General features: G+C 72.1%; 28 protein-coding genes. 13 read left to right on the top strand and 15 right to left on the bottom strand.

The annotated features are described in order from the left end of the window. Positions 1–442 precede the first annotated feature (442 nt). Positions 443–1630: a hypothetical protein gene (locus IEJ02_RS14360; protein WP_191065216.1), complete on the top strand. Its 1188-nt coding sequence runs from the start codon at positions 443–445 to the stop codon at positions 1628–1630. 344 nt (positions 1631–1974) lie between these two features. Continuing rightward, positions 1975–3009 (top strand): phosphatase PAP2 family protein, encoded by a 1035-nt coding sequence (locus tag IEJ02_RS14365; protein ID WP_191065217.1) that lies wholly within the window; start codon positions 1975–1977, stop codon positions 3007–3009. 203 nt (positions 3010–3212) lie between these two features. Here IEJ02_RS14365 and IEJ02_RS14370 read toward each other — a convergent pair whose 3' ends face one another. Then, complete coding sequence (locus IEJ02_RS14370) at positions 3213–3428, bottom strand: I78 family peptidase inhibitor (protein ID WP_037949885.1); 216 nt, start codon at positions 3426–3428, stop codon at positions 3213–3215. 396 nt (positions 3429–3824) lie between these two features. Here IEJ02_RS14370 and gvpO point away from each other — a divergent pair, with 396 nt between their 5' ends. The 9 genes from gvpO to ctaD all read left to right on the top strand — a co-directional run bounded on the left by gvpO (position 3825) and on the right by ctaD (position 9117). Then, the gene (gvpO, locus tag IEJ02_RS14375) at positions 3825–4127 is read left to right on the top strand and encodes a gas vesicle protein GvpO (protein ID WP_191065218.1); all 303 of its coding nucleotides are present in this window, start codon (positions 3825–3827) and stop codon (positions 4125–4127) included. 49 nt (positions 4128–4176) lie between these two features. After that, positions 4177–4629: a gas vesicle structural protein GvpA gene (locus IEJ02_RS14380; protein WP_191065219.1), complete on the top strand. Its 453-nt coding sequence runs from the start codon at positions 4177–4179 to the stop codon at positions 4627–4629. Further along, positions 4626–5345 (top strand): GvpL/GvpF family gas vesicle protein, encoded by a 720-nt coding sequence (locus IEJ02_RS14385; protein ID WP_137977350.1) that lies wholly within the window; start codon positions 4626–4628, stop codon positions 5343–5345. The genes IEJ02_RS14380 and IEJ02_RS14385 overlap by 4 nt, the downstream gene beginning before the upstream one ends. After that, complete coding sequence (locus tag IEJ02_RS14390) at positions 5345–5551, top strand: gas vesicle protein GvpG (protein ID WP_191065220.1); 207 nt, start codon at positions 5345–5347, stop codon at positions 5549–5551. The genes IEJ02_RS14385 and IEJ02_RS14390 overlap by 1 nt, the downstream gene beginning before the upstream one ends. Before the next feature lie 80 nt (positions 5552–5631). Continuing rightward, a complete protein-coding gene (locus tag IEJ02_RS48510; protein ID WP_223863816.1) occupies positions 5632–5970 on the top strand; it encodes a gas vesicle protein in 339 nt (112 codons plus the stop codon). Next, complete coding sequence (locus IEJ02_RS14400; RefSeq protein WP_191065221.1) at positions 5967–6857, top strand: GvpL/GvpF family gas vesicle protein; 891 nt, start codon at positions 5967–5969, stop codon at positions 6855–6857. The genes IEJ02_RS48510 and IEJ02_RS14400 overlap by 4 nt, the downstream gene beginning before the upstream one ends. Further along, a complete protein-coding gene (locus IEJ02_RS14405) occupies positions 6854–7054 on the top strand; it encodes a gas vesicle protein (protein WP_137977353.1) in 201 nt (66 codons plus the stop codon). Before IEJ02_RS14400 ends, IEJ02_RS14405 begins: the two co-directional genes overlap by 4 nt. Next, on the top strand, positions 7051–7329 hold the full coding sequence (locus IEJ02_RS14410) for a gas vesicle protein K (protein WP_162001815.1): 279 nt from the start codon (positions 7051–7053) through the stop codon (positions 7327–7329). Before IEJ02_RS14405 ends, IEJ02_RS14410 begins: the two co-directional genes overlap by 4 nt. A gap of 78 nt (positions 7330–7407) precedes the next feature. Further along, positions 7408–9117 carry an aa3-type cytochrome oxidase subunit I gene (gene ctaD / locus IEJ02_RS14415; RefSeq protein ID WP_191065222.1) on the top strand — a complete coding sequence of 570 codons (1710 nt, stop codon included), beginning with the start codon at positions 7408–7410 and terminating at the stop codon, positions 9115–9117. On the opposite strand, the gene IEJ02_RS14420 is transcribed toward ctaD, so the two are convergent. The 3 genes from IEJ02_RS14420 to IEJ02_RS14430 form a co-directional block, all read right to left on the bottom strand. Further along, the gene (locus tag IEJ02_RS14420; protein WP_191065223.1) at positions 9086–10045 is read right to left on the bottom strand and encodes a helix-turn-helix transcriptional regulator; all 960 of its coding nucleotides are present in this window, start codon (positions 10043–10045) and stop codon (positions 9086–9088) included. The genes ctaD and IEJ02_RS14420 overlap by 32 nt on opposite strands. A gap of 139 nt (positions 10046–10184) precedes the next feature. Beyond that, positions 10185–11045: a hypothetical protein gene (locus IEJ02_RS14425; RefSeq protein WP_191065261.1), complete on the bottom strand. Its 861-nt coding sequence runs from the start codon at positions 11043–11045 to the stop codon at positions 10185–10187. Positions 11046–11086: 41 nt separating this feature from the next. Continuing rightward, positions 11087–12325: a glycosyltransferase family 4 protein gene (locus tag IEJ02_RS14430; RefSeq protein ID WP_191065224.1), complete on the bottom strand. Its 1239-nt coding sequence runs from the start codon at positions 12323–12325 to the stop codon at positions 11087–11089. Positions 12326–12594: 269 nt separating this feature from the next. On the opposite strand from IEJ02_RS14430, the gene IEJ02_RS14435 reads away from it, so the two are divergent. Both IEJ02_RS14435 and IEJ02_RS14440 read left to right on the top strand, forming a co-directional pair. Beyond that, positions 12595–13545 (top strand): DUF8842 C-terminal domain-containing protein, encoded by a 951-nt coding sequence (locus tag IEJ02_RS14435; protein ID WP_498067033.1) that lies wholly within the window; start codon positions 12595–12597, stop codon positions 13543–13545. A gap of 179 nt (positions 13546–13724) precedes the next feature. Continuing rightward, positions 13725–14021, top strand: coding sequence for a hypothetical protein (locus tag IEJ02_RS14440; RefSeq protein ID WP_191065225.1), 297 nt, complete (start codon positions 13725–13727; stop codon positions 14019–14021). 122 nt (positions 14022–14143) lie between these two features. Here the strand turns inward: IEJ02_RS14440 and der are convergent, their stop codons facing one another. The 11 genes from der to ald all read right to left on the bottom strand — a co-directional run bounded on the left by der (position 14144) and on the right by ald (position 25420). After that, positions 14144–15607, bottom strand: a complete 1464-nt coding sequence (gene der, locus IEJ02_RS14445) for a ribosome biogenesis GTPase Der (protein WP_191065226.1) — start codon at positions 15605–15607, stop codon at positions 14144–14146. A gap of 55 nt (positions 15608–15662) precedes the next feature. Beyond that, positions 15663–16337: a lysophospholipid acyltransferase family protein gene (locus tag IEJ02_RS14450; RefSeq protein ID WP_317985794.1), complete on the bottom strand. Its 675-nt coding sequence runs from the start codon at positions 16335–16337 to the stop codon at positions 15663–15665. Further along, a complete protein-coding gene (gene cmk, locus IEJ02_RS14455; protein WP_275559225.1) occupies positions 16334–17038 on the bottom strand; it encodes a (d)CMP kinase in 705 nt (234 codons plus the stop codon). The genes IEJ02_RS14450 and cmk overlap by 4 nt, the downstream gene beginning before the upstream one ends. Before the next feature lie 141 nt (positions 17039–17179). Then, a complete protein-coding gene (locus IEJ02_RS14460) occupies positions 17180–18265 on the bottom strand; it encodes a prephenate dehydrogenase (RefSeq protein WP_191065229.1) in 1086 nt (361 codons plus the stop codon). Continuing rightward, positions 18262–18624: a chorismate mutase gene (gene aroH, locus IEJ02_RS14465; RefSeq protein WP_137977360.1), complete on the bottom strand. Its 363-nt coding sequence runs from the start codon at positions 18622–18624 to the stop codon at positions 18262–18264. Before aroH ends, IEJ02_RS14460 begins: the two co-directional genes overlap by 4 nt. Before the next feature lie 159 nt (positions 18625–18783). Further along, entirely contained in the window at positions 18784–19887 is a 1104-nt protein-coding gene (locus tag IEJ02_RS14470) for a pseudouridine synthase (RefSeq protein ID WP_191065230.1), read from the bottom strand. A gap of 40 nt (positions 19888–19927) precedes the next feature. After that, entirely contained in the window at positions 19928–20584 is a 657-nt protein-coding gene (scpB, locus tag IEJ02_RS14475; RefSeq protein ID WP_191065231.1) for an SMC-Scp complex subunit ScpB, read from the bottom strand. Then, positions 20581–22086, bottom strand: coding sequence for a segregation and condensation protein A (locus IEJ02_RS14480; RefSeq protein ID WP_191065232.1), 1506 nt, complete (start codon positions 22084–22086; stop codon positions 20581–20583). The genes scpB and IEJ02_RS14480 overlap by 4 nt, the downstream gene beginning before the upstream one ends. Before the next feature lie 68 nt (positions 22087–22154). Beyond that, positions 22155–22742 (bottom strand): hypothetical protein, encoded by a 588-nt coding sequence (locus tag IEJ02_RS14485; RefSeq protein WP_191065233.1) that lies wholly within the window; start codon positions 22740–22742, stop codon positions 22155–22157. Next, positions 22727–23743, bottom strand: coding sequence for a ParA family protein (locus IEJ02_RS14490; RefSeq protein ID WP_020872375.1), 1017 nt, complete (start codon positions 23741–23743; stop codon positions 22727–22729). Before IEJ02_RS14490 ends, IEJ02_RS14485 begins: the two co-directional genes overlap by 16 nt. 561 nt (positions 23744–24304) lie before the next feature. After that, positions 24305–25420 carry an alanine dehydrogenase gene (gene ald / locus IEJ02_RS14495; protein WP_191065263.1) on the bottom strand — a complete coding sequence of 372 codons (1116 nt, stop codon included), beginning with the start codon at positions 25418–25420 and terminating at the stop codon, positions 24305–24307. Positions 25421–25549 lie beyond the last annotated feature (129 nt).

Consider the following 25549-nt stretch of genomic DNA (forward strand, 5'->3'; position numbering starts at 1 on the left):
GCGCTCGCGGTCCGCCGTCGTGAGGGCGGTACGTCACGTCGTAGGGACGTCCGGGTGGCCCCGGTGGCGAAGGCGCGAGTGAGAGGTCAGGGTACGCGAGTCCCCGCGCGAGCCGTGTGCCGCAGGTCATGTTGGGACCGGACCGCGGATGGTTACGGAGGCGTACGTTCCAGACTTCCCCTTTTGTCCCCCTGGCCTTCTGCCGTCCCTCCTGTGCCCTCCCGGCGTCCCACCGGCGTTCCGCCCCCCGTCCCTCCCTCGTCCCACCCTCGTCCTCCTGGTGACCGTCTTCCGTTCGCCCTCCGTTGCCGTCCGCGGTTGCCGTCCGCCGTTGCCGTCCGCCGTTGCCGCGCCGCAGTTGTCCACAGCCTCCGTGGCCGCTCCGCGCAGGGTTGTCCACAGGCCCGGCGGGCGGTCCGGATCATCCTTGATAATCGTCGCCGTGACTGATCTCGCCCAGGCTGGCACCGCGCCGCTCAGCGACGACGGCCGGCCGGGCCGCGCCGCTGGTCGCGCGCTGCGCCGGGCCGCTCCGGCACTGCTCGCGTACGCGGGGACGCGCCTGCTCGGGCTGGTGGTCCTCGCGATCTGGGGAGCCTTCGCGGACAAGAGCCCGCACCAGCTGCTCTCCGCGCGCTGGGACTCGCTGTGGTACACCCGCATCGCCGAGGAGGGGTACGGCTACACGCTCCATCTGCCCGACGGCGCGGTCCACTCCAACCTGGCGTTCTTCCCGCTGCTCCCGGCGCTGGAGCGAGTGATATCGGCCATAGCCCCGCTGGACGCGGCCGACGCGGGTCTGCTGGTGAGCTCGGTCACGTCCCTGTTCGCCGCATGGGGGATCTTCGCGATCGGGGACCTGCTGTACGGACGGCGGGTGGGCGTCACGCTGGCCGTGCTGTGGGGTGTGCTGCCGGTCGGGATCGTGCAGTCGATGGCGTACTCGGAGTCGCTCTTCACGGCGCTGGCCGCCTGGGGGGTCTACGCGGCGCTCACCCGGCGGTGGCTGTGGGCGGGGCTGTGCGCGGCGCTCGCGGGGCTCACCCGGCCGGTGGGGGCGGCGGTCGTCGCGGCGGTCTGGGTGGCCGCCGCGGTGGAGCTGCTGCCGGGCGGTCACCGGCACCAGGCGTGGCGCACACAGAGGGGGCTGCTCGCGGGCGTCGTGTTGGCGCCGCTGGGCTGGCTGGGCTATGTGGTGTGGGTCGCCCTCCGCACCGGAAGCGTCACCGGCTACTTCGACGTGCAGAACGGCTGGGGAAACGGCTTCGACGGCGGTCTGGCCTTCGCGCGCTTCATCGGGGGGCTGCTGATCGAGCCGCCCTTCGTGAGCGGGCTCGGGCTGCTGCTCGGCGTCGGGGCGCTGCTCTGGCTCGCCGTGCGCTGTGTGCGGCAGCGCCAGCCGCTGCCGCTGCTGGCCTACGGCGGGGCGGTGCTCGTCCTGGCGCTGGCCGCGAAGGGGTACTTCGGCTCCAAGCCCCGGCTGCTGATACCGGCCTTCCCGCTGCTGCTGCCGATCGCGGTCGCCCTGGCCCGGCTGCGCCCGGCGCGCACCGCGCTGGTCCTGGGGTCGGTGGGGCTCGCGTCGGCGGTGTACGGGGCCTTCTGGCTGCACGGCTCCGGACCGCCCTGATCCGGCCACCGCTCCGGCCACCGCTCCGGCCACCGCCGCGATCCGGCCACCCCGACCGGCCCGTCAGGACCACGTCGACGATCACTCCCGGCCACCCGGCGACGCCAGGGGAAACTTCGGGGAACGCTTTGACTAATAGGCGATAAACACGCCCTGTAAGAATTCCATAAAGTCCCTGAGACACGCCCATTGGAAGGCCGGGAGCGGAAAAGCCCCGGGGCCTCGTACATTCCTTGGAAAGGCGCGGCCAAAAGGCGCGGACGAGACGCACTCCACATCACATCGTCATCACAAAGCGACCTGATCGACTGAACCCGCCTGTCACGCAATGTAACGTCGATTAGGTGCGTACCGAAGACAGGCTCCCCGCGACCGAGGAGCGAAGGCCCGATCTCGCGCGACCGCGCATGACCCGAACACGCTTCTGGCTGCTCGGGACCACGCTGGCGGTCTACGCGGCGACCGTGATCGGCGTGCTCACCACCTCATGGCTGGTGAAGCTCGACTGGCAGGTCATGCTCTTCCGGCCCTACAAGCAGTGGCCCGAGTTCCACACCTTCCTGGACTACTTCGTGGTCATGGGCCAGCGCGGGCCCACCGCCGTGGCCGTCGCCGCCTGGCTCGGGTGGTGCTGCTACCGGCAGCGCACCCTGCGCCCGCTGCTGGTGCTGGGCACCTCCCTGCTGCTGCTGAACGCCACCGTGGGCGCGGTGAAGATCGGTTTCGGCCGGCTCGGTCCGCACTACGCGACCACCGTCGGATCCAACGAGATGTGGCGCACCGGCGATATATTTCCTTCGGGTCACACCGCGAACGCCGTGGTCACCTGGGGTGTGCTGGCCTATCTGGCGACCACCCCGGTGGCCCGCAGGGTCGCCTCGCTGATCGCCGCGGGCTTCGCCTTCGGCGTCGGCATGACCACCGTCTACCTCGGCACCCACTGGCTGAGCGATGTGGTGCTGGGCTGGGCCGCCGGGGTGCTGGTGCTGCTGGCGCTGCCCTGGCTGGAGCCCGCCATGGCCCGCGCCGAGGTGCTGCTGCTGACCCTGTGGCGCCGGTTGCGCGAGCGCCGCACGCCCGTGCCGGTGCCGTCCGGGCGGCCGGTCGCCGGGACCCCGCTGGCCACCCCGCGCGCCGCCCGCGACGACGAGCTGCCCGCCCGCGAGACCGTGGCCGTGGTCCGGCCCGGCACCGCCACCGGCCGGGGCCCCGACGGGCGGCCCCTCCACCCGGTCCGCCAGCACACGGTGCGCTCCGAGCGCACCCCGGTCACCCCGGTCGGCAGCCGCCGGCCGCCGCACGCCGACCGGGTGCCGCGTGCCACGGCGCCCTTCGGCCCGTCCGGCGCCTCCCGGGGCCGGACGGCCACGGGAGGCTGAGCCCCCACCGGGCCGCGGGGCGGTACGCACCCCTTCCCCACACCGACCGGTCGCACCACGGCCCCGGAACGCTCGGGCGAGAGCGTTCCGGGGCCGTCGTCGTCCCCGCGCCGGGCGCACCGGCCCATCGGCGCACCGGCACCGACCCAGACCGGTCAGCCGACCGGTCAGCCCGTCGGCCGCACTCGGTCGACCGGCCCCGGTCAGCCGCGCCAGCAGCGCTTCACCGTGCCCTCGTCCACCTCGAAGTCGATCCGCCCCCGCAGGTACTCCATGGTGATGATCGCGCCCGGCGGAAGCGTCCGTACGGTGCTCCAGCCGCGTGCGCGCGCCCGCTCCTCGGCGGTGCCCGCATCGAGGCCCACATAGCTGTCGAGGTCGTCGTCGGGTTCGGCCGGAAGGTTCGGTACAGGTCCCATGAGAGCCACCGTAGGCGGCTCCCTACGGGTGGCAAACCCAGAGTTGTCATGGACCGCCATGGGACTACCACCGCCCCATGCCTCTCACGGCCGCCATTCGTCACACTTGTGTCACAGAAAACACGCCCGGGTTTGTGAGCGACTTCATCACTCTTCCGGGGCTTGTGTTGACGCCTCGAAGACGATTGCGAGTTTCCGTCGATATCCCGCGCCAAACGGCCGGCTCCGGTATGGGCGGCGGGTGCGCGGGCGAGATCTGCCGAATAATTCCCGAGGCGACCGGAAATGCACGGCCCGGACCCCTTCGGAGCACACAATTCCACCACAAATCGCCGGGGGCCGAAGGCCGAGGTTTACACCCACCCGGGCGCGGTACCCGCCGCCACCGGAGCCAACATGACTGACAGATCCGATGAGACCCCCGAGAAGACGGCGGCCGGCGGTCCGAGCCCGCTGGCGCTCCTGCGCGCCGCCCGTGAACAACTCGTCGAGCTGACGGGCCTGCACCCCGAGTCCCTCCCCCGTCTGGAGCGGACCGACGACGGGTGGCTGCTGGAGGCCGAGGTGACGGAGCTGGCCCGGGTGCCGGAGACGATGAGCCTGATGGCCCTGTACGAGGTGACCCTCGACCCGGACGGCCTGCTGACCGGCTACCGACGTCTCCGCCGCTATGAGCGCGGCCGGAGCGACCGCCGCTGACGCCGGTGGGGCACCGGACGCCACCGGACACGAGAGGAACACACCCGACATGACCACTGTTGTCCCGGCACAGCAATCCAGGGGCGGGGGCGGCACCAGCGGCCTGTACGACGTCCTGGAACTCATACTCGACCGAGGGCTGGTGATCGACGCGTTCATCCGAGTCTCCCTGGTCGGCATCGAAATACTCAAGATCGACGTTCGGGTCGTGGTCGCGAGCGTCGACACCTATCTGCGGTTCGCCGAGGCGTGCAACCGCCTCGACCTGGAGTCGGGCCCGAACAAGTCCCCCGGGCTGCCCGAGGTCGTCGAGGGCATCACCGAGAACGGCTCGCGGGCCAAGACCAAGGGCGCCCTCTCCGGCGCCGGGGACACCGTCTCCAAGGCCGCCCAGACCGTGGCCGACGCGATCCGGCCGTCGGAGGAGGAAGCGGAGGAGGAGCCGCGCCGGCGCCGTCCGGCCCGTAAGGCGGCACCACGGAAGTCCGAGGAGTCCTCATGACCACGTATGTCTACGGCATCGCGCGGGGCGAGGTCCCGGACCTGGGCGATCGACTGCTGGGCATCGGCGACCCCCCGCTGCCGGTCCGGGCGCTGAACGAGGGCGAGCTGGCCGCGATCGTCAGCGACTGCCCGCCGGAGCTCAAGCCCCGGCGCCGCGATCTGCTGGCCCACCAGCATGTGCTGGCCGAGGTCAGCGGCTCCCGCGCGGTGCTGCCGATGCGCTTCGGCAGCGTCTCCTCCAGCGACGACGACGTCCGCAGCGTGCTGGCCGAGCACGCCGACCGCTACCAGGACCAGCTGAACCGGCTGACCGACCGGGTGGAGTACAACGTCAAGGCCGTGCACGACGAGGACTCGGTGCTCCACCAGGTGCTCGCCGAGGAGCCGGAGCTGCGGATGATGGCGGAGGCCAACCGGGCGGCGGGCGGCGGCACCTACGAGGACCGGGTGCGCTTCGGCGAGCTGATGGCGGGCGCGGTACGGGCCCGTGAGGTGCGGGACGCGAAGCTGGTGGAGGAGGCGCTGGCGCCGACCGCCGAGGAGGTGCGGCCCGGTCCGGAGAGCGGCGGCTGGTTCGTGAGCCTGTCGCTGCTGCTGGGCAAGGACGCTGCCGATCCGCTGCTGTCGGCGGCCGCCGATCTGGAGCGGTCCCACCCCTGGCTGAAGCTGCGGATCAACGGTCCGCTGCCGCCGTACAGCTTCGTCGAGTCCTGATGCTGATGATCGGCTGGGTGCTGAGGCAGGTCGTCGCCGCGGCGGAGCAGGAGTACTACGACCCGGCCAACATCCAGCGCGCCCTGGCCGAGCTGGAGACCCAGCTCGACCAGGGCCTCATCGACGAGACGGAATTCGAGCGGCAGGAGGACGTGCTGCTCGACCGGTTGGAGGAGGCGCGCCAGTGGGCGAACGGGACTCTGTGACCACCCGGGGCGGTGTGGCCCCGACGGCCGGCGCCTATGGCTCACCGGCGTCGTCGCTCGGCTCCTCGGGGTCGTACGGCCTGGCCGGACGGGGTGAGGGCGGGGCGAACCTCGCCGACATCCTGGAGCGGGTGCTCGACAAGGGCGTGGTGATCGCGGGCGATATCCGCATCAACCTGCTCGACATCGAACTTCTCACGATCAAGCTGCGGCTGATCGTGGCCTCGGTCGACAAGGCGAAGGAGATGGGCATCGACTGGTGGGAGCACGACCCCTCGCTCTCCTCGCGCGCCCGGACCGGGGTGGACGGCGGCGAGCGGGCCGAGGTCACCCACCGGGAGAACGCCGAGGTCACCAGTCGGAACGGCAGCGAGAACACCGAGGTGACCAGCGGCGAGAACCGGGAGACGGCCGAATGACCGATGGACTGCGGTACGCCTACGCGGTCGTGTGCGACACCGGCGCGCCGGAGGCCGCCCTGGACACCCTCACCGCCCTGGAGGGGGTGACCGGCGTCGCGGGTGAACCGGTGTACGCCGTACGCCATCTGGGGCTCGCCGTGCTGGCGGGCGCCGTACCGGCCGAGGACTTCGACGAGGGCCCGCTGCGGGAGCGGCTGGAGGACATGGCCTGGCTGGAGAAGATGGCCCGGGCCCATCAGCGGGTGGTCGACACCGCCGGTGCCGAGTCCTGTGTCATACCGGTCCGGCTGGCCACCGTGTGCCACGGCGACGAGGGGCTGCGGCGGATGCTCGCCACCGGGCGGGAGCGGTTCGCCTCGGCGCTGGACCGGCTGGAGGGCCGGGTCGAATGGGGCGTCAAGGCGTATGCCACCCAGCAGCCCGCCGCCGAGGAGTCCACCGCCGGGGCCGGGGCCGCGGAGGCACCGAGCGCCCCGAACTCCCCGGGCGCCATGTCCGGCCGTGACTATCTGCGCCGCCGCAAGGCCCAGCGGCAGGCCGCCGAGCGGCGCTGGGGCGATACGGAGGAGGGCGCGCGGCTGGTGCACGACACCCTCAGCGGGCTGGCCGAGCGGTCCCGGCTGCATCCGCCGCAGGACCCCAAACTGTCGGGGATCTCCGACCGCAATGTACTGAACGCCGCGTATCTGGTGCGGCGCGAGGACAGCGCCGACTTCGCCGAGCGGGTCGGTGAGCTGGCCGGGCGGACGCCCGCGCTGCGGCTGGAGCTGACCGGCCCCTGGGCGCCGTACTCCTTCACCGCCATGGACGAGACCTCCGGCGCGGAAATGGACGAGACCTCCGGCGCGGAAGGGGAGACCGAGAGCGCGGGGGCGGACGGATGACGATCGCCCCCGAAGGCCCCCTGGCCCATCAGCAGATCGCCCTGGTGGACGTGTTGGACCGGCTGCTGGCGGGCGGGGTGGTGATCACCGGTGATCTGACCTTGCGGATCGCCGACGTCGACCTGGTCCGCATCGATCTGCGCGCGCTCATCAGCTCGGTCAACGCCAATGTGCCGTCTCCCTGGGAGGAACCGTGAGCCACAAGCTGGAGCTGGACCAGGACACCGTCGAGCGCGATCTGATGAAGCTGGTGCTCACCGTCGTGGAGCTGCTGCGCCAGCTCATGGAGCGGCAGGCACTGCGCCGGGTGGACCAGGGCGATCTGACGGAGGACCAGGAGGAGCGGATCGGGCTGACGCTGATGCTCCTGGAGGACCGGATGGGCACGCTCTGCGACCGCTACGGCATCGCGCCCTCCGATCTCAATCTGGACCTTGGGCCACTCGGTCCGCTGCTGCCCCCGAGGGAGTGACGCTCGGGGCAGCTCCCCGGATCACGGCACCCACCGGGTGATCATGGCGATACCCGCCCAGGACACGGAGGAGTCCCGATGGCGACACAGACCGCGCGGGCCGCCGGTCCGGTACGGGAGACGCGGCAGGGCAGTGTGCTGGTGGACTGGCTCACCACCACCGACCACAAGAAGATCGGGCATCTGTATCTGATCTCGTCGTTCGGCTTCTTCCTGGTCGGCGGCGTGCTGGCGCTGGTGATGCGCGCCGAGCTGGCCCGTCCGGGCCTGCAGATCGTCTCGCAGGAGGACTTCAACCAGGCGTTCACCCTGCATGGCACGATCATGCTGCTGCTGTTCGCGACCCCGGCGTTCGCGGGGTTCGCCAACGAGATCATGCCGCTGCAGATCGGGGCGCCCGATGTGGCGTTCCCGCGTCTGAACATGCTGTCGTACTGGCTGTATCTGTTCGGCGGGCTGATCGTGGTGGCCGGGCTGCTGGTGCCGGGCGGCGCCGCGGACTACGGCTGGACCGCCTACGCCCCGCTCAACAGCCCGATCCGCTCCCCCGGCATCGGCGCCGATATGTGGATCATGGGGCTGGCGCTGTCGGGGTTCGGGACGATCCTGGGCGCGGTGAACTTCCTGACCACCATCATGGCGATGCGCGCACCGGGCATGACGATGTTCCGGATGCCGATCTTCACCTGGAACACCCTCTTCACCTCGATCATGATCCTCATGGCGTTCCCGGTGCTGGCGGCGGCGCTGCTGGCGCTGGAGGCGGACCGGCGGTTCGGGGCGGTGGTCTTCGACCCCCGGTACGGCGGGCCGCTGCTGTGGCAGCACCTCTTCTGGTTCTTCGGCCATCCCGAGGTCTACATCATCGCACTGCCGTTCTTCGGCATCATCAGCGAGATCATCCCGGTCTTCTCGCGCAAGCCGATCTTCGGCTATGTGACGCTGATCGGCGCGACCATGGCCATCACCGGGCTGTCGATGGTCGTCTGGGCCCACCACATGTTCGCCACCGGATCGGTTCTGCTGCCCTTCTTCTCCCTGATGTCGTTTCTGATCGCGGTGCCGACCGGGGTGAAGTTCTTCAACTGGATCGGCACCATGCTGGGCGGCTCGGTGTCCCTGGAGGCGCCGATGCTGTGGGCGGTCGGGTTCCTGGTGAGCTTCCTCTTCGGCGGGCTCACCGGCGTCATCCTGGCCTCACCGCCGCTGGACTTCCATGTCACGGACACCTACTTCGTCGTGGGCCACTTCCACTACGTGGTCTTCGGGACGGTCGTCTTCGCGATGTTCGCCGGGTTCTACTTCTGGTGGCCCAAGTTCACCGGGAAGCTGCTGGAGGAGCGGCTGGCCAAGATCCACTTCTGGACGCTGTTCACCGGCTTCCACACCACCTTCCTGGTGCAGCACTGGCTGGGCGTGGAGGGGATGCCGCGCCGCTACGCCGACTATCTGGCGGCGGACGGCTTCACCGCGCTCAACACCATCTCGACGGTCGGCTCCTTCCTGCTGGGCATGTCGACCCTGCCGTTCCTCTACAACGTCTGGAAGACGGCCAAGTACGGGAAGAAGGTGGAGGTCGACGACCCGTGGGGGTTCGGCCGCTCCCTGGAGTGGGCGACCTCCTGTCCCCCGCCCCGGCACAACTTCACCACGCTGCCCAGGATCCGCTCCGAGTCGCCGGCCTTCGATCTGAACCACCCCGAGGTGGCGAGCCTGACGCGGCAGAAGGACCAGCCGCTGAAGTCGCGGGGCTCGGTCAGCCCAGGGCCCGATCCAGCCGATTCCTGAGCTCCCGGATGTGGTCGATCAGCTCCACCGGCTCGCGCACCTCGAAGTCGAAGCCGCTCAGCGCGATGTGGATCACCAGCCCCTCGAGGCTGTGGGCGCCGGTGTGCAGCAGACAGCTGTGCTCGTCCACGGCCTCCAGCACCCCCACCGTGGGTGTGAAGCGCTCGGCCGCCCGCTCGGCGGGCACCCGCAGCAGCACGGTGGCCCGCTGGGCGTAGACCGAGGTGGTGATCCCCCGGGCCACATAGGCGGCGATGTCGTCGGCGGGCGGGCGGCGCGGGGTGAAGCGGGGGCCGTGCGGCGGGGTCGGGGTGATCCGGTCGACCCGGTACGTACGCCAGTCGGCGCGTTCCACATCCCAGGCGACCAGGTACCAGCGGCGCTGCGCGGCGACCAGCCGGTGGGGTTCGGCGGTGCGGCGGGTGACCGCACCGCCGTGGTCGCGGTACTCGAAGCGCAGCTGATGGCAGTCCCGGCAGGCGGCGGCCAGCTCGGTCAGCACCCCGGGGTCCACCCCGGGGCCGCCGCTCCAGCCGGACAGCGGCACGGTGAAGGCGGTCAGCGCGCCCACCCGGCGGCGCAGCCGGTCCGGCAGCACCTGCTCCAGCTTGGCCAGGGCCCGCACCGAGGTCTCCTCGATGCCCTCGACCCCGCCGCCCGTCGCCTGGCGCAGCCGCACCGCGACCGCCACCGCCTCCTCGTCGTCCAGCAGCAGCGGCGGCAGCTGGGCGCCCGCGCCCAGCTGATAGCCACCGCCGGTGCCCGGCGCGGAGTGCACCGGGTAGCCGAGCTCGCGCAGCCGGTCGACATCGCGGCGCACGGTGCGCGGGGTGACCCCGAGCCGGTCGGCGAGGTCGGCGCCGGACCATTCGCGGTGGGCCTGCAGCAGGGAGAGCAGGCGGAGCAGTCGGGCCGAGGTCTCCAGCATGCGGCCGAGTCTGCCACCGATCGAGGACAGCCTTCGTCCTCAAGGCCAAGGCTGTCCTCAGCTCACCAGGCTGCCCTCGGTCCTCATGGCTGTCCCCGGCTCACCAGGCTGTCCTCGGTTCGCCCTCAGGCTCCCGGGCTCAGGCGAGCGCCTCGATCCGCACCGCGAGATCGTTGTCCCGGGTGTAGTACGGCCGCGCCAGTGCCTCCCCGTGCGGACCGGCCACCGTGCGCGGCGGATAGGTGAAGATCTCCTTCTTGTCCGCGACATCGTCCAGGATCCGGGCGAGCCGCGCCGGGGCCATGGTCCGGTCCGCCGGGCGCAGCCACAGGTCCCAGACGTCCGCGCCGCCGCTCCAGGTGCGCGCGAGCTCGGCGTAGGGGAGCGTGAAGGAGAAGTCCGAGCCCTCCACCTCGAGCGGTGCCGTGCGCACCGGGGCCTCGCCCCCGCGGCAGCGGGCCTCGACCACCGCGTCGGCCAGCCACTCGGACGGGTACGCGACGCGGTAGAGCCGCCCCCGCACCGCCATCGTGTCGTCCTCCAGCCGGATCTCCCCGGCCTCGGCGTGGGGCGCCCGCCGCCAGCTGCGCAGGGAGAGATTGCCGTGCTTGGTGGCGTACGGGATGCGGACGGACAGCGGGGAGGTGCTCGGCCCGGGACGGCGGTCCACGAGCGAGCGCAGATCGTTCAGGCCCGGGGCGAGCCGCCGCGGCTCGGCGTCCCGGTAGGCCACATGGACGTCCCAGCGGCCCTCGGGCAGGGCGACGTTGCTGGGCAGGGCGGCCTGGAGCCGGCCGTCCGCGGTGGGGCCCAGCGGCAGCCGGACCTCCCCGTCGGGGGCGTCGGCCGCGCCCCGGCGGAGCAGCACCAGCGCACCGCTCCAGTCGTCGTGGCCGCCCGGCGTGGGGCGGGCCCAGTCGGCGATGTGGAAGGTGAGCCCACCGGCGGAGTCCGCCACGCAGTCGGCGCGGGCGGGGGCGGCCTCGGCGGCCTCGATCATTCTGTCCTCCTCGACGTGCTGCGTTGCCTGTGCTGGTGCACTCATGCGACACGCACCTTCCGCAGGGAGTCCTTGGCGGCGAACGCGCCACCGATCAGGGAGCCGCGGGCGCGGTGCAGGGAGCCCCGCAGGCCGCTGCGGCCGATCAGCTCGGAGAACAGCGTCTCGTAGCGCCCGGCAACCCGCGAGGGGTCGAAGCGGGCCGAGTCCTTCAGCGCCGCCTGCCCCATCTGCTGGCGCAGCTCGTCGTTGTTGATGAGGTCGAGCAGCGCGGCGGCTATGGCGTCGATGTCGCCGGTGGGGACGAGACGGCCGTCCACACCGTTGTCGATGATCTCCGCGGGCCCGTGCGGGCAGTCGGTGGACACCACGGGAAGGCCGCAGCGCATGGCCTCCACGATGGTCATGCCGAACGACTCAAGGCTGGAGGTGACGGCGGCTATGGAGCCCTTGGCCCACTCGGGGTCGAGCGGATTGGCCGGGCCCATCAGGAAGACGTTGTTGTAGAGGCCGAGCCGGTCGATGAGGGCGCGCAGCTTGGCGTGCTGGGCGCCGCCGCCGTAGATCCGCAGCCGCCAGTCGGGGCGGGCCTCGCTGACCTTCGCGAACGCGCGGATCAGCAGGTCGTAGCGTTTCACCGGGGCCAGTCGGCCGGCCGCGACCACCCACTTGCCGGTGCCGTCGGCGGGCTCCAGACCGGGCGCGGGCACGCTGTTGGGGACCGCCTCGACCCGCACACCGGGCAGCCGCATCTGGCCGCGGTAGGTCTGGGCGTCGGCCTCGGTCACGGTGGTCACCGCGTCCAGCCGGGGGTAGACGGCGCGCAGGGCCCGCTTCAGCCCCTTGGAGTGGGTGCTGAGCGTCAGATGCTCCTGGCCGACCCGTACCGGACCGCGACGGGCCTCCCGGGCGATGTGGACATTGAGCCCGGGCCGGGTTCCGACAACGATATCGGCCTCGAGCGAGCGCAGATGATCCGCGATACGGCGGTCGGTGAGCGCGCTGTACTGCTTGTAGCGGCCCTCGGTCACGGGGAAGACCTGCGCCGGGCGGCTGTGGTCCGGGTCGCCGCCGTCGTAGGACGGGCTGCTCTTCCGGAGGTCCACGAGATGGCTGAGCCGCACCTGCGGACCGGGGTCGAAGATCGGCTGGTCGCGGTGGCGGAAGACCGACACGATCTCCACATCGTGCTGCTCCCCCAGGGTGCGGGCGAGGTTGTACGTGGTCCGGATCGTCCCGCCGATCCCGTACGCGTTGTGAATAAGGAAAGAGATGTGCATCCGGCCCCGTATCCCACTGCTTCCCCGCGGACGGGTGTGTCGTCCGCCTACCACGATGTAAGACGGTGAAAAGTGGCACAGGGTTGGGTTTCATCACCTTCTTGTGCTCCAACAGATGTGAAATCGGTAGGGAGTCGGGGGAACTTTTCGGCCCGACGTCGCATCAGACCGCCGGGTGGCCGGGCGCGTGACCCCCACCCCGCATGGCCCGTTGTCTACGTATGGGCCGGGAACCACCCGGCGCACCCACCGAGACCGAGGAGCCACCCGTGCCGCGCATGCTCGACGTCAGCGATGACGTACGCGCCGAGATCGGCGACGAAGAAGCCGACCGGCTGCTCGCCGGGGACAACGCCCCGGGCGCTTACGACTGCACGTCCTGCCGCACCCCCGGCAACACCGAGCAGGAGCGCACCAGCACCGTGCTCTTCGTGGGGCAGGAGACGGCGGTGCTGGCCTTCGCGCACGCCACCTGCGTGCCCTCCCAGGTCGTCCCGGTCTCGGAAGACCAGTTGCGGGGTGCGGTGCGGTCCATCACGGGTGAGGACACCGCGCCGCCGACCGCCGAGGCGTCCCACGCGCCGCCCGTGCCGGCCGCGTCGCATGCTTCCACGTCGCACTTCCCCGGCCCGGCGGCTCCAGGCCCGGCCCCGGCCCCGGCCCCGTCGCCCGCCCCGGCCGCGTCGCCGGTGTCGCCGGTCGCCGTGGCGCACGCCCCGGCCCCGTCCGACCACGCGCCGGTGCCGCAGCAGGCGGTGCTCGGTGTGACCAGCGGGGTGGTGCTGGTCGGTCAGGAGGCGTGCGCGGCGCTGGTGGTCGAGCCGACCGCGCCGATCGTCCGCCCCGGTTCGGTCGGCCACGGCGATGAATTCCTCCAGCTCCTCAGCGAGCAGGGGTTCGCCCCGGTGGTCGATCTGGGCCGGCCGCCCGCGCCCAACCCCGGCTGGTCGGTGCTGCTGGCCATGGGACGGCTGCACGCGGTGCTGATGCCGGCGCCGGGCGGCGGCCGCCCGGTGGCCTGGTGGCAGGCGCACAGCCCGATGCCGCTGAGCGAGGGCTGGCGCAGCGCCGTCGGCCGCTCCCAGAAGGTGCTGGTCTACGCCGCGGCCGCGGGCACGATCGGCACCCAGCCGCGCGAGGACCAGCTGCGCGCGGCGCTGGACCGGGCCGCCGCGCGCGGCGCCCTGGTCGGCGCTTCGATGCCGCTCGCGGGCACATGACCGCCATGGCCGCCGCCGTCCCGGACTTCCCCCCGGACCTTTCCCCGGACCTCACCGAGCCTTGGTGGGCAGCCCATTCGCCACCGATGCCGCATCCGACGGGCGGCCGGGTCGTTGGCACATACGTGCACGCATACGACCTCTCCTACCGTTCCCCCTCATACGGCTGCATTCCGGCCATGCGCCCCGCGCTGGAGGCAGCGCACGATCCCTGGCGCCACTCCGCCACGCCGATCTACGACGCGTTGTACGCGGAGTACCGCAGGCTGTTCCGGGCGCTGCCCGGTGACCGCTCGGACGAGGAGAACATGGAGTTCGTGGCGTTCGCCGCCATCGGCCAGCCCCGGGGCCTCGTCGGCGGCTACGGCCGCCCGGACGGCCACGGCGGGGCCTGGCACACCGACGAGCTGTACTACCGCGGCTATGTCCCCGCGCTCCCGCCCGGCCGGGGCGAGGAGCGGGGGCACACGTACTGACGCGGTGCCGGGGGCCGGGGCGGCGTGAGCCCCCCGGCGCGGCCGCCGCTGCTTGTCACGGCCGCGCGCTGTCGCTACCTCTCACGGCCGCGCCGCCGCCACGTCTCGCGGTCGCGCCGCCGCTACTTCTTGCGGCCGCGCTTCTCGCGCACCCGCACCGAGATCTGCAGCGGCGTCCCCTCGAAGCCGAACTCCTCGCGCAGCCGCCGCTCGATGAAGCGGCGGTAGCCCGCCTCCAGGAAGCCCGAGGCGAAGAGCACGAACCGCGGCGGCCGGGTCCCGGCCTGCGTCCCGAAGAGGATCCGCGGCTGCTTGCCGCCCCGGATCGGATGCGGATGGGAGGAGACGATCTCGCCGAGGAAGGAGTTCAGCCGCCCGGTCGGGATCCGGGTCTCCCAGCCGGCCAGCGCCGTCTCGATCGCCGGGACCAGCTTCTCCATGTGGCGGCCGGTGCGGGCCGAGACATTGACCCGCGGCGCCCACTGGATCTGCCCCAGCTCCGTCTCGATCTCGCGCTCGAGGTAGTAGCGGCGCTCCTCGTCCAGGGTGTCCCACTTGTTGTACGCGATGACGAGCGCGCGCCCGGCCTCGACGGCCATCGAGATGATCCGCTGGTCCTGGACGCTGATGGACTCGCTGGCGTCGATCAGCACGACCGCGACCTCCGCCTTCTCCACGGCGGCCGCGGTGCGCAGCGAGGCGTAGTAGTCGGCGCCCTCCTGGAGGTGGACCCGGCGGCGGATACCGGCGGTGTCGACGAACTTCCAGGTGGTGCCGCCCAGTTCGATCATCTCGTCGACCGGGTCACGGGTGGTGCCCGCCATCTCGTTGACGACCACCCGCTCCTCGCCCGCGACCTTGTTGAGCAGCGAGGACTTGCCCACGTTCGGGCGGCCGATCAGGGCGATCCGGCGCGGTCCGCCGAGCGTGGCCCCGAAGGTCTGGGCCGGGGCCTCGGGCAGCGCCTCCAGGACCGCGTCGAGCATGTCGCCGGTGCCGCGGCCGTGCAGCGCGGACACCGCGTACGGCTCGCCGAGGCCGAGCGACCACAGCATCGCGGCATCGGCCTCGCCGCTGGGCCCGTCGACCTTGTTGGCGCACAGCACCACGGGCTTCCCGGCCCGGCGCAGCAGCTTGACCACGGCCTCGTCGGTGTCGGTGGCGCCCACGGTGGCGTCCACGACGAAGACCACCGCGTCGGCGGCCTCGATCGCGAACTCGGCCTGGGCCGCCACGGACGCGTCGATGCCGAGCACGTCCTGCTCCCAGCCGCCGGTGTCGACCACCTTGAAGCGGCGGCCGGACCACTCGGCCTCGTAGGTCACCCGGTCGCGGGTGACGCCGGGGCGGTCCTCCACGACCGCCTCCCGGCGGCCGAGGATCCGGTTCACCAGGGTGGACTTGCCGACGTTGGGGCGGCCGACGACGGCCAGCACCGGCAGCGGGCCATGCCCCGCCTCGGCGAGGTCGCCCTCGACCTCCGCCAGGTCGAAGCCCTCTTGCGCGGCGAGCTCCATGAACTCCGCGTACTCGGCGTCGCCAAGCTCCCCGTGCTCGTCGCCGCCGCTGTGGATCTGGTCGTTCATGAAGATTTCCTCGTCGTCCCTCAATGCCGCGGCCGCCCCTGAGGGCTCGCGGGTCTCATGTCTGATCTGGGCGGCCGGTGAGCCGCCTGGCGGTGCCCAGATGCGCGCCCAGCCGCTTCTGGATGCGCTCGGTGGCCTGGTCCAGGGCCGCCCGCGTCCGCCTGCCGCTGCCGTCCCCCGCCTCGAAGGGGTCGCCGAACACCACGTCGATCCTGCTGCGCAGCCGGGGCAGCGGCCTGGACCGGCCGTCGTCGCGCGGGGTGGCGGTGCCGAACACCGCCACCGGCACGATCGGCGCGCCGGAGCGCACCGCGAAGTACGCGAGCCCCGAGCGCAGCGAGGCGAAGTCGCCCTCGCCCCTGGTGCCCTCCGGGAAGATCCCCAGCACCCCGCCGCGCTCCAGCACCCCCAGGGCCTGGCCGATCGCGGTGCGGTCGGCGCTCGTACGGTCCACCTTCACCTGCCCGATACCGCGCAGGAACGGGTCCAGCGGGCCTACGAACGCCTCCTTCTTGACCAGGAAGTGCACCGGCCGCGGCGAGGTCCCGATCAGCATCGGGCCGTCGATGTTGTGGGAGTGGTTCCCCGCGAGGATGACGGGCCCGGCGGACGGGATCCGCCACGCGCCCAGCACCCGCGGCCGCCACAGCCCGTACATCAGACCGATGCCGATCCGGCGCGCCACGGCGGCCCCGGAGGGGCTGGGCAGGGTCCCGTCGGTGGCGCTCACGCGACCGTCCGCTTCTCCTCGACGAGGGTGACCACGCACTCGATGACCTGGTCGAGGGTGAGCTCGGAGGTGTCCACCTCGACCGCGTCGTCCGCCTTGGCCAGCGGCGAGGTCTTGCGCCCGGAGTCCAGGGCGTCCCGCTTGGCCAGCGCGGCCTGGGTGGCGGCCAGGTCGGCGGCCTCCTTGCCCTTCAGCTCACCGCTGCGGCGGGCCGCCCGGACCTCCGGGGAGGCGGTCAGGAAGATCTTGAGGTCGGCGTCCGGGAGGACCGTGGTGCCGATGTCCCGGCCCTCGACCACGATGCCGCGCGGCGCCTCGGCGGCGATGGTCCGCTGGAGCTCGGTGATCACGGCCCGCACCTCGGGCACCGCGCTGACCGCGCTGACCCGCGAGGTGACCTCCTGGGTGCGGATCGGCCCGGAGACATCGGTGCCGTCGACGGTGATCGTCGGGTTGGCCGGGTCGGTGCCGGAGACGATGGCGGGCTTGCCGGCGGCGTCGGCCACGGCCACCGCGTCCTCGACGTCGATGCCGTTGGCCACCATCCACCAGGTGATCGCCCGGTACTGGGCGCCGGTGTCCAGGTAGCCCAGGCCCAGCTTGGCGGCGACGGCCTTCGAGGTACTGGACTTGCCCGTGCCTGCGGGGCCGTCGATCGCGACAATCACTGCTGCCGGGGCGGTCCGGGCGGCGGTTTCCACGGTGACAGACACCTTTCGTGTGCACGGGGCTGAGTTGAACGGGCCATGTGAGCCTCGGACAAGGTTACTGGCTTCCTCCGGGCGGCTTCGCACCGCTGGGGGACGGCCCCGGGGCCGGGCCGGGGGCGGTCCGCTCCGCCGCTACTGCCGGATGGACCATCCCCGCTCCCGCAGGGCCTGGGTGAGCCCCGGGGCCGCCGAGGGCTCGACCACCAGCTGGATCAGACCGGCCTGCTGCCCGGTGGCGTGCTCGATCCGGACGTCCTCGATGTTGACGCCCGCCCGGCCCGCGTCGGCGAAGATCCGGGCCAGCTCGCCCGGCTGGTCGCCGATGAGCACCGTCACGGTCTCATAGACGGCCGAGGCGGCGCCGTGCTTGCCCGGCACCCGCTCGCGCCCGGCGTTGCCCCGGCGCAGCACGTCCTCGATCCCGGCCGCGCCGCCGCCGCGCTTGGCCTCGTCGGCGGACTCGAGCGCGCGCAGCGCCCGTACCGTCTCGTCCAGGTCGGCGGCGACGGCGGCGAGCACATCGGCCACCGGGCCGGGGTTGGCGGAGAGGATGTCGATCCACATGGCGGGGTCGGAGGCCGCGATCCGGGTGACGTCGCGGATGCCCTGCCCGCACAGCCGCACCGCCGTCTCATCGGCGTCCTGGAGCCGCGCGGCGACCATGCTGGACAGCAGGTGGGGGGTGTGCGAGACGAGCGCCACCGCCCGGTCGTGGGCCTCGTCCTCCATCACCACGGGCACCGCCCGGCACAGCGCGACCAGCTCGAGCGCGAGGTTGAGCACCTCGGTGTCGGTGTCGCCGGTGGGCGTGAGCACCCAGGGCCGCCCCTCGAAGAGGTCGGCGGTGGCGGCCAGCGGCCCGGAGCGCTCCCGGCCCGCCATCGGATGCGTGCCGATGTAGCGGGTCAGATCGCAGCCGAGGGCCTGAAGCTCACGGCGCGGGCCGCCCTTGACGCTCGCGACGTCCAGGACGCCGCGGGCCAGCCCGCGGCGCAGCACATCGGCCACCGTCGCCGCCACGTGCGCCGGGGGCACGGCGACGATCGCCAGGTCCACGGGCCCCTCGGGCTGGCCTTGGGTCCCGGCGCCGCGCGCCTCGGCGGTGCGCGCCTGGGCCTCGTCGTGGTCGGAGAGGTGCACCTGGACGCCACGGCCGGCCAGGGCCAGCGCGGCGGAGGTGCCGATCAGGCCGGTGCCGATGACGAGGGCGGTTCTCATTGGGCGATGTCCTTGCGGAGGGAGGCGGCGGCGCCGAGGTAGACATGGGCGACGTCGGACTTGGGCAGGGAGGTCTCGACATGCGCCAGGATGCGGACGACGCGGGGCATGGCCCCTTGTATGTCCAGCTCCTGGGCGCAGATCAGCGGTACGTCGGTGATGCCCAGCTTGCGGGCGGCGACCGCCGGGAAGTCGCTGTGCAGATCGGGGGTGGCCGTGAACCACACGCTGATCAGGTCGTCGGGATCGAGGGCGTTCCGCTCCAGGATGGCGGTCAGCAGCGCGGAGACCCGCTCATGCATGTGCTCCGGCTCGTCCCGGTCCAGCTGGACGGCCCCGCGGACCGCTCGTACCGCCACGTCTCGCTCCCCTGTGCGCGCTGTGCCTGTCGTGCGTCGGGCGCGGCCGCGTCATTCGGCCGCACTCCCGATCAGCGTAACGAGCGGGTCGGACAGGCTCCCGGCGCGACCGCTGGGCGAGACGCGGCGGCGGACCTCGTCAGCGGCCCCGGGCCCCTGTCAGAGCTCGACCTCGCGCATGAGCATGCCGACCTCGGTGTTGGTCAGTCGGCGCAGCCAGCCGGACTTCTGGTCGCCGAGCGCGATCGGGCCGAAGGCCGTCCGCACCAGCTTGTCGACCGGGAAGCCGGCCTCGGCGAGCATCCGCCGCACGATGTGCTTGCGGCCCTCGTGCAGGCTCACCTCGACCAGATAGTTCTTGCCGGTGTTCTGCACCACCCGGAAGTGGTCGGCGCGGGCGTAGCCGTCCTCCAGCTGGATGCCGCTCTTGAGCCGCTTGCCCAGGTCGCGCGGGAGCGGGCCCTGGATGGCGGCCAGATAGGTCTTCCGCACGCCGTAGCGGGGGTGGGTGAGGCGGTGGGCCAGCTCACCGTGGTTGGTGAGCAGGATGATGCCCTCGGTCTCGGTGTCGAGGCGGCCGACGTGGAAGAGCCGGGTCTCGCGGTTGGTCACGTAGTCGCCCAGGCACTGGCGGCCATCGGGGTCCTCCATGGTGGAGACGACACCGGCGGGCTTGTTCAGCGCGAAGAAGAGGTACGACTGGGTGGCCACGGTCAGCCCGTCGACCTTGATCTCGTCCTTCTCGGGGTCGACGCGCAGCCCCTGCTCGGTCACGATCTTGCCGTTGACCTCGACCCGGGCCTGGTCGATCAGGTCCTCACAGGCGCGGCGCGAGCCCATGCCGGCGCGGGCCAGGACCTTCTGCAGCCGCTCGCCCTCCGGCTCGCCGAAGGTCTTGGGCATCTTGACCCGCGGCTTGTCGTGGCGGGCACGGTTGCGCTCCTCTATCTGCGCCTCGTACTCGCGCGGACGGGCCGGGCCCGGCTTGCGGCCACGGCCGCCGCCACCGCCCTTGGGGCCGCCGCCCTGGGAGCCGCCCGTCCTGGGGCCGCCTTGGGAGCCCTGGGAGCCCTTGGGGCCGCCCTGGGAGCCCTTGGGGCCCGCTTTGGGGCCCGCCTTGGGGCCGCCGCCCACGTCGTAGCGGCGCTCTTCGGGGCGGGGGCGGCCGGCGCGCTGCTGCTGCTCGTCGCGCCTGTTCCCCGCGCCCCGGTAGTTCTTGCCGCCGCTACCGCTGCCCCTGCTGTTCCTGCCGCTGCTTCGCATCAAGTTTCCGTCTGAGAGTGGCCGCTGCCGGCTCGGTGTTCTACGTCGTCGTGCGTTCTGCGTCGTCCTGCGCGTCATCGCCGTCAATGGCGTCCGGATCGAACGACGGCACGCCCTCCTGGGACTCGTCCTCGACCGCGTCCGCCTCGGGGAGGAACGGCGCGAGCTCCGGGAGCTCGTCGAGCCCCCGCAGGCCCATCCGCTCCAGGAAGTAGTTCGTCGTCCTGTACAGGATCGCACCTGTTTCGGGTTCCGTGCCCGCCTCCTCGACCAGGCCCCGCTGGAGGAGGGTCCGCATCACGCCATCGCAGTTGACGCCGCGGACGGCCGAGACGCGGGAACGGCTGACCGGCTGACGGTACGCGACCACCGCGAGGGTTTCCAAAGCGGCCTGGGTGAGCCGGGCCTGCTGGCCGTCCAGGACGAACCCCTCGACGGCGGCGGCGTAGGCCGGGCGCGTGTAGTAGCGCCAGCCGCCCGCGACCAGCCGCAGCTCGAAGCCCCGGCCCTGGGTCGCGTACTCGTCGGCCAGCTCGCGCAGCGCGTCCGCGACGGCGCGGCGCGGCCGCTGGAGGACCTTGGCGAGGTGTTCTTCGGTGGCGGGCTCGTCGACGACCATGAGGACGGCCTCCAGGGCGGGCTTGAGGTCCAGCTCGGCGACCTCGGAGAGCCCGGCGGGTGTCGGCTGCTCGCTCAACTCGGTACCTCCTCCTTCTGCTTCTCGGGCGTGGCCGTCTCCTTCTCGGGCTCCTTACGGGGCTTGGCCTCCTGGTCGAACTCGTCGGTGACCAGTGGCCGCTGCCCCGCCTCGCCCGTCCAGCGGACCATGAGCGCCCCGAGCGCCTCCGGCTGGTCCAGGAGGACCGCGCGCTCGCGGTAGAGCTCCAGGAGCGCCAGGAAGCGCGCGACGACCGTAAGGACGTCGGGAGCGTCCTCGGTGAGCGCGGCGAAGGTGGCCTCCCCCAGCTCCCGCAGCCGCGCGACCACCACCTCGGCCTGCTCCCGGACGCTGACCAGCGGGGTGTGGATGTGGTCGACGTAGACCTGAGGCTTGGGCTTGGGCTGCATCGCCTTGACGGCCAGCTTGGCGAAGCCCTCGGGGCCGATGCTGATGACGACGTCGGGAAGCAGCTCGGCGTGGTGCGGCTCCAGGCCGACGGTACGGGGGTGACGGGCGGCCTCGGCGGCCAGCCGGTCGTTGAAGATGTCCGCGATCTGTTTGTACGCGCGGTACTGGAGCAGCCGGGCGAAGAGCAGATCGCGCGCCTCCAGCAGCGCCAGGTCCGCCTCGTCCTCGACCTCGGCGGCGGGCAGCAGCCGGGCCGCCTTGAGGTCCAGCAGGGTCGCCGCGACGACGAGGAACTCGGTGGTCTGGTCGAGGTCCCAGTCCGGCCCCATGGCGCGGATGTGGGCCATGAACTCGTCGGTGACCTTGGACAGGGCCACTTCGGTGACGTCCAGCTTGTGCTTGGAGATCAGCTGGAGGAGGAGGTCGAAGGGCCCCTCGAAGTTGTCCAGCCGCACGGTGAACCGATTGCCACCGTCCTCGACCGGACCGCTCCCGTCACTCGCGGCGGGCCCGCCGCTCGCCTCGGCCCCACCGCTCGCGTCAGCCTCGCTGCTCGCCGCCCCGGCCGCCTCGCCGCCGTGTCCGCCCGCGGGGGCCACCCCGTCGAGGTCGGCCCGTGCGTGCACCGGCTCCGGCTCGTCCGCCGACGCTCCCTTACGGCCGCTACGGCCGCGCCCACCGCCCGCGCCCCGCCGCGCGTCCGGGGCAGCGGCCTCGGTGGTCGCCGGGAACGGCTCGGGCTCGGCGTCCGGCGCCGTGAGTTCCTCCGAGGCGGCCTCGCGCGCCTCGGGGTAGGCGAAGGGCTCGGCGGTGGCCTCGGACGCCGCCTGGGCGCCGTCCAGCGGCTCTCCGGCCGCCGGAGGCGAGGTGGGCTCGGCCAGCGCCGTGGCGGGGGCGGCCTCCGGCGCCGTGGCAGGGGCGGGCTCGCCGCCCGGTGCGGGGCGCTGCTCCTCTTCGGCGGTGTCCGTCCGCGGGGCCGGGGCGCCCGGGGCGGCGGGTGGCGCGTCGCGAGCCCGCGTGGGCGCGGTGGACCGGTCCGGACCCGTCCCGGGTGGCGCGGCGCCCGGGCCCCGGCCGAGGGTGCGGCGAGAGGGGCGGGGCGGCGGGGCGGGGGTGTCGTTCGTCGGCATCGCGGTCCAGGGTGCTCAGGGCCGGGCGGGGCAGCCCGTACGACCGGGCAGGCTATCGCCCGGCCCGGTCAACGGCCGCGGAGGCGGCGCACCAGGATGCTCGCGTCGCCGCGCGACTCGAGGTCGGCGAGGACGACCGCGACCGCCTCGCGGACGATCCGGCCGCGGTCGACGGCGAGCCCGTGCTCGCCACGGAGCACCAGACGCGCGTGCTCGAGGTCCATCAGCTCCTCGGCGGAGACATAGACCGTGATCTTCTCGTCGTGGCGCTCGCGCCCGCTGGGCCTGCGGTTCGCCGTACGGGCGCGGCGGCGGGCCGGGCCGTTCTGCTCGGCCGCGGCCGCGGCCGAACCGCCCTGGGCCTGGCGGCCCTTGGGCCGGTCCCCGGCGGCGGGGCGCCGCTCGCCGACCGCGTCCTGGGAGGCCGTCTCCCGTCCCGTGTGTTCGCCCGAGCCGGACTGCTCGTCGTCCGCGCACCGCTCCTGCCCTTCGCGCGGCTCGGCGCCCGCGTCGGGTTCGGCGGCGGGCGGCGGCACCCGGGGGGCCTCGCCGTTCGCCTGGCGGCGCCCGGCGGCGGGAGAGGAGGACTGGAGGCCCATCCCTCCCGTGGTGCGGAACAGTTCGTCGGCTCCCGGCAGACTCACTCGGCGTGACACCGGGCGAGCACCTCCCTGGCGAGCTGGCGATAGGCGGCGGCACCGACGGAGTTGGACGCGTACGTGGTGATCGGCTCGCCCGCGACCGTGGTCTCGGGGAAGCGGACCGTACGGCCGATGACCGTGTGGTAGACGTGATCGTCGAACGCCTCGACCACGCGGGCGAGGACCTCACGGCTGTGCACGGTGCGCGAGTCGTACATCGTGGCGAGGATGCCGTCCAGCTCCAGGTCGGGGTTGAGCCGCTCCTGGACCTTCTCGATCGTCTCCGTGAGCAACGCCACACCGCGCAGCGCGAAGAACTCACACTCCAGCGGCACGATCACCTTGTGCGCGGCGGTCAGCGCGTTGACGGTGAGCAGACCGAGCGAGGGCTGGCAGTCGATGACGATGTAGTCGTAGTCGGCCATCAGCGGCTTGAGCGCGCGCTGGAGGGTCGACTCCCGGGCGACCTCGCTCACCAGCTGCACCTCGGCGGCCGACAAGTCGATATTGCTGGGCAGCAGGTCCATGTTGGGCACGGCCGTCTTCAGCAGCACCTCGTCGGCCGACATACCCCGCTCCATGAGCAGGTTGTAGACCGTAAGGTCGAGCTCCATCGGGTTGACCCCGAGGCCGACCGACAGGGCGCCCTGCGGGTCGAAGTCGACGAGCAGGACCCGGCGGCCGTACTCGGCCAGGGCGGCGCCCAGGTTGATGGTGGAGGTGGTCTTGCCGACCCCGCCCTTCTGGTTGCACATCGCGATGATCTTCGCGGGACCGTGGTCGGTCAGCGGCCCGGGGATCGGGAAGTACGGCAGCGGACGCCCGGTGGGACCGATCCGCTCGCGGCGCTGACGGGCAGCGTCGGGCGCGAGCGTGGCCGCGTATTCGGGGTCTGGCTCGTACTCCGCGTCCGGGTCGTAGAAGTGCCCGTCGGGGAGGTCGTCGTAGTCGGCGAAGCGGGCGGGATCCGTGCCCCCCTGGTCGCCGGCCATGGCGTTCACGTGATGGCCGTCCATGCTGTGGCTCTGGTGGGCTGTCGTCGGGCTCTGGTGGGTTGCGAAGGTACGGACAGCGACGGAGCCGACAGCCTCGAGCCCCGAGGGACCCTGGCCCCGCGCAGCCGATCCTGGTTGACCACCCCCGGGAGAAAATGTCGACTCATTCACAAGTCGTCCTACCTCCTTGGTGACCAGGAAATTTCTCTATAGGTCAGCGTGACACCATGCCGACGGTTGGCGACTCTATGGCGTGTCACCGGTCCGCAGCAACACAATCCACCGGACACGGCACGATGTGTCGGCAATCGAACACCCCGATGTCAAGGGCGTGTGAACGGTGCCGCGGAGATTTCACCACCGCATAAAGCGTCTGAATAGTTACATTTAGGGCGAGTTGGCCGAGCCGTGGTCCACCCTCGATACGGGGCACAGCGGACACACCTTCGGCCGGGCCTCGTCCTTCGACAAGACCCGGCCGGATGCCCGGTGTTGACATGTGGTTGACGGTCCGGGTTGACCGTCCGGCAACCGGAGTTAACGGGCCCCCGGCGGCCGGGGCCGGTGAACTCCGGGTGTCTTTCAGCCGATCAGCGAACCCAGTTCGACGACGGGCAGCTCATGGGCCTCGGCGACCGGGCCGTAGACGACCTGGCCCTCATGGGTGTTGAGCCCCTTGGCCAGCGCGGCGTCCCGGCGCAGCGCGTCCCGCCAGCCGCGGTTGGCCAGCTCCACGATGTACGGGAGCGTGGCGTTGGTGAGCGCGTGGGTGGAGGTGTTCGGCACCGCGCCGGGCATGTTGGCCACGCAGTAGAAGACCGAGTTGTGGACCTCGAAGGTCGGCTCGGCGTGGGTGGTGGGACGGGAGTCCTCGAAGCAGCCGCCCTGGTCGATCGCGATGTCGACAAGGACACTTCCCGGCTTCATCCGGGACACCAGCTCGTTGGTGACCAGCTTGGGCGCCTTGGCGCCCGGGATGAGCACCGCGCCGATGACCAGGTCGGCCTCGAGGACGGCCTTCTCCAGCTCATAGGCGTTGGAGGCGATGGTCCGCACCCGGTTGCCGAAGATCCGGTCGGCCTCGCGGAGCTTGTTGATGTCCTTGTCGAGCAGGGTGACGTGGAAGCCCATGCCGATGGCGATCTGGGCGGCGTTCCACCCGGAGACGCCGCCGCCGATGACAACGGCCCGCCCGGCGGCCACCCCCGGCACCCCGCCGGGCAGCACACCGCGGCCGCCGGCCGAGCGCATCAGGTGGTACGCGCCGACCTGCGGCGCGATCCGGCCCGCGACCTCGGACATCGGCGCGAGCAGCGGCAGGGCGCGGTTCGCGGTCTCGACCGTCTCGTAGGCGATGGCGGTGGTGCCGGACTCCAGCAGCGCGTCGGTGCAGGCCCGGGAGGCGGCCAGGTGCAGATAGGTGAAGAGCGTCTGGCCCTTGCGCAGCCGGTGGTATTCCTCCGCGATGGGCTCCTTGACCTTCAGCAGCAGGTCGGCCGTGGCCCAGACCTCGTCGGCGGTGCCGAGGACGCGCGCGCCGGCGGCGGTGTACTCCTCGTCCGTGATGGACGAGCCGAGGCCCGCACTCCGCTCGATGACGACCTCATGGCCGCCTCGGACCAGCTCGTGCACACCGGCGGGGGTGATGGCCACACGGAACTCGTTGTTCTTGACCTCGCGGGGGATGCCGACCTTCACGTCGATCACGGTCCTTGAATGGGGGAAATGGAACATATCGCCATAGCCGGTCATAGGCCGATACACCATCGACCATAGACAGGCAAACCGGAACGCGCGTCCGCATGCCGGAGACGACCGCAACAATCG

Source organism: Streptomyces sp. 5-10, from assembly GCF_014712245.1.
In the GTDB taxonomy this organism is placed as follows: Bacteria; Actinomycetota; Actinomycetes; order Streptomycetales; family Streptomycetaceae; genus Streptomyces; species Streptomyces violaceusniger.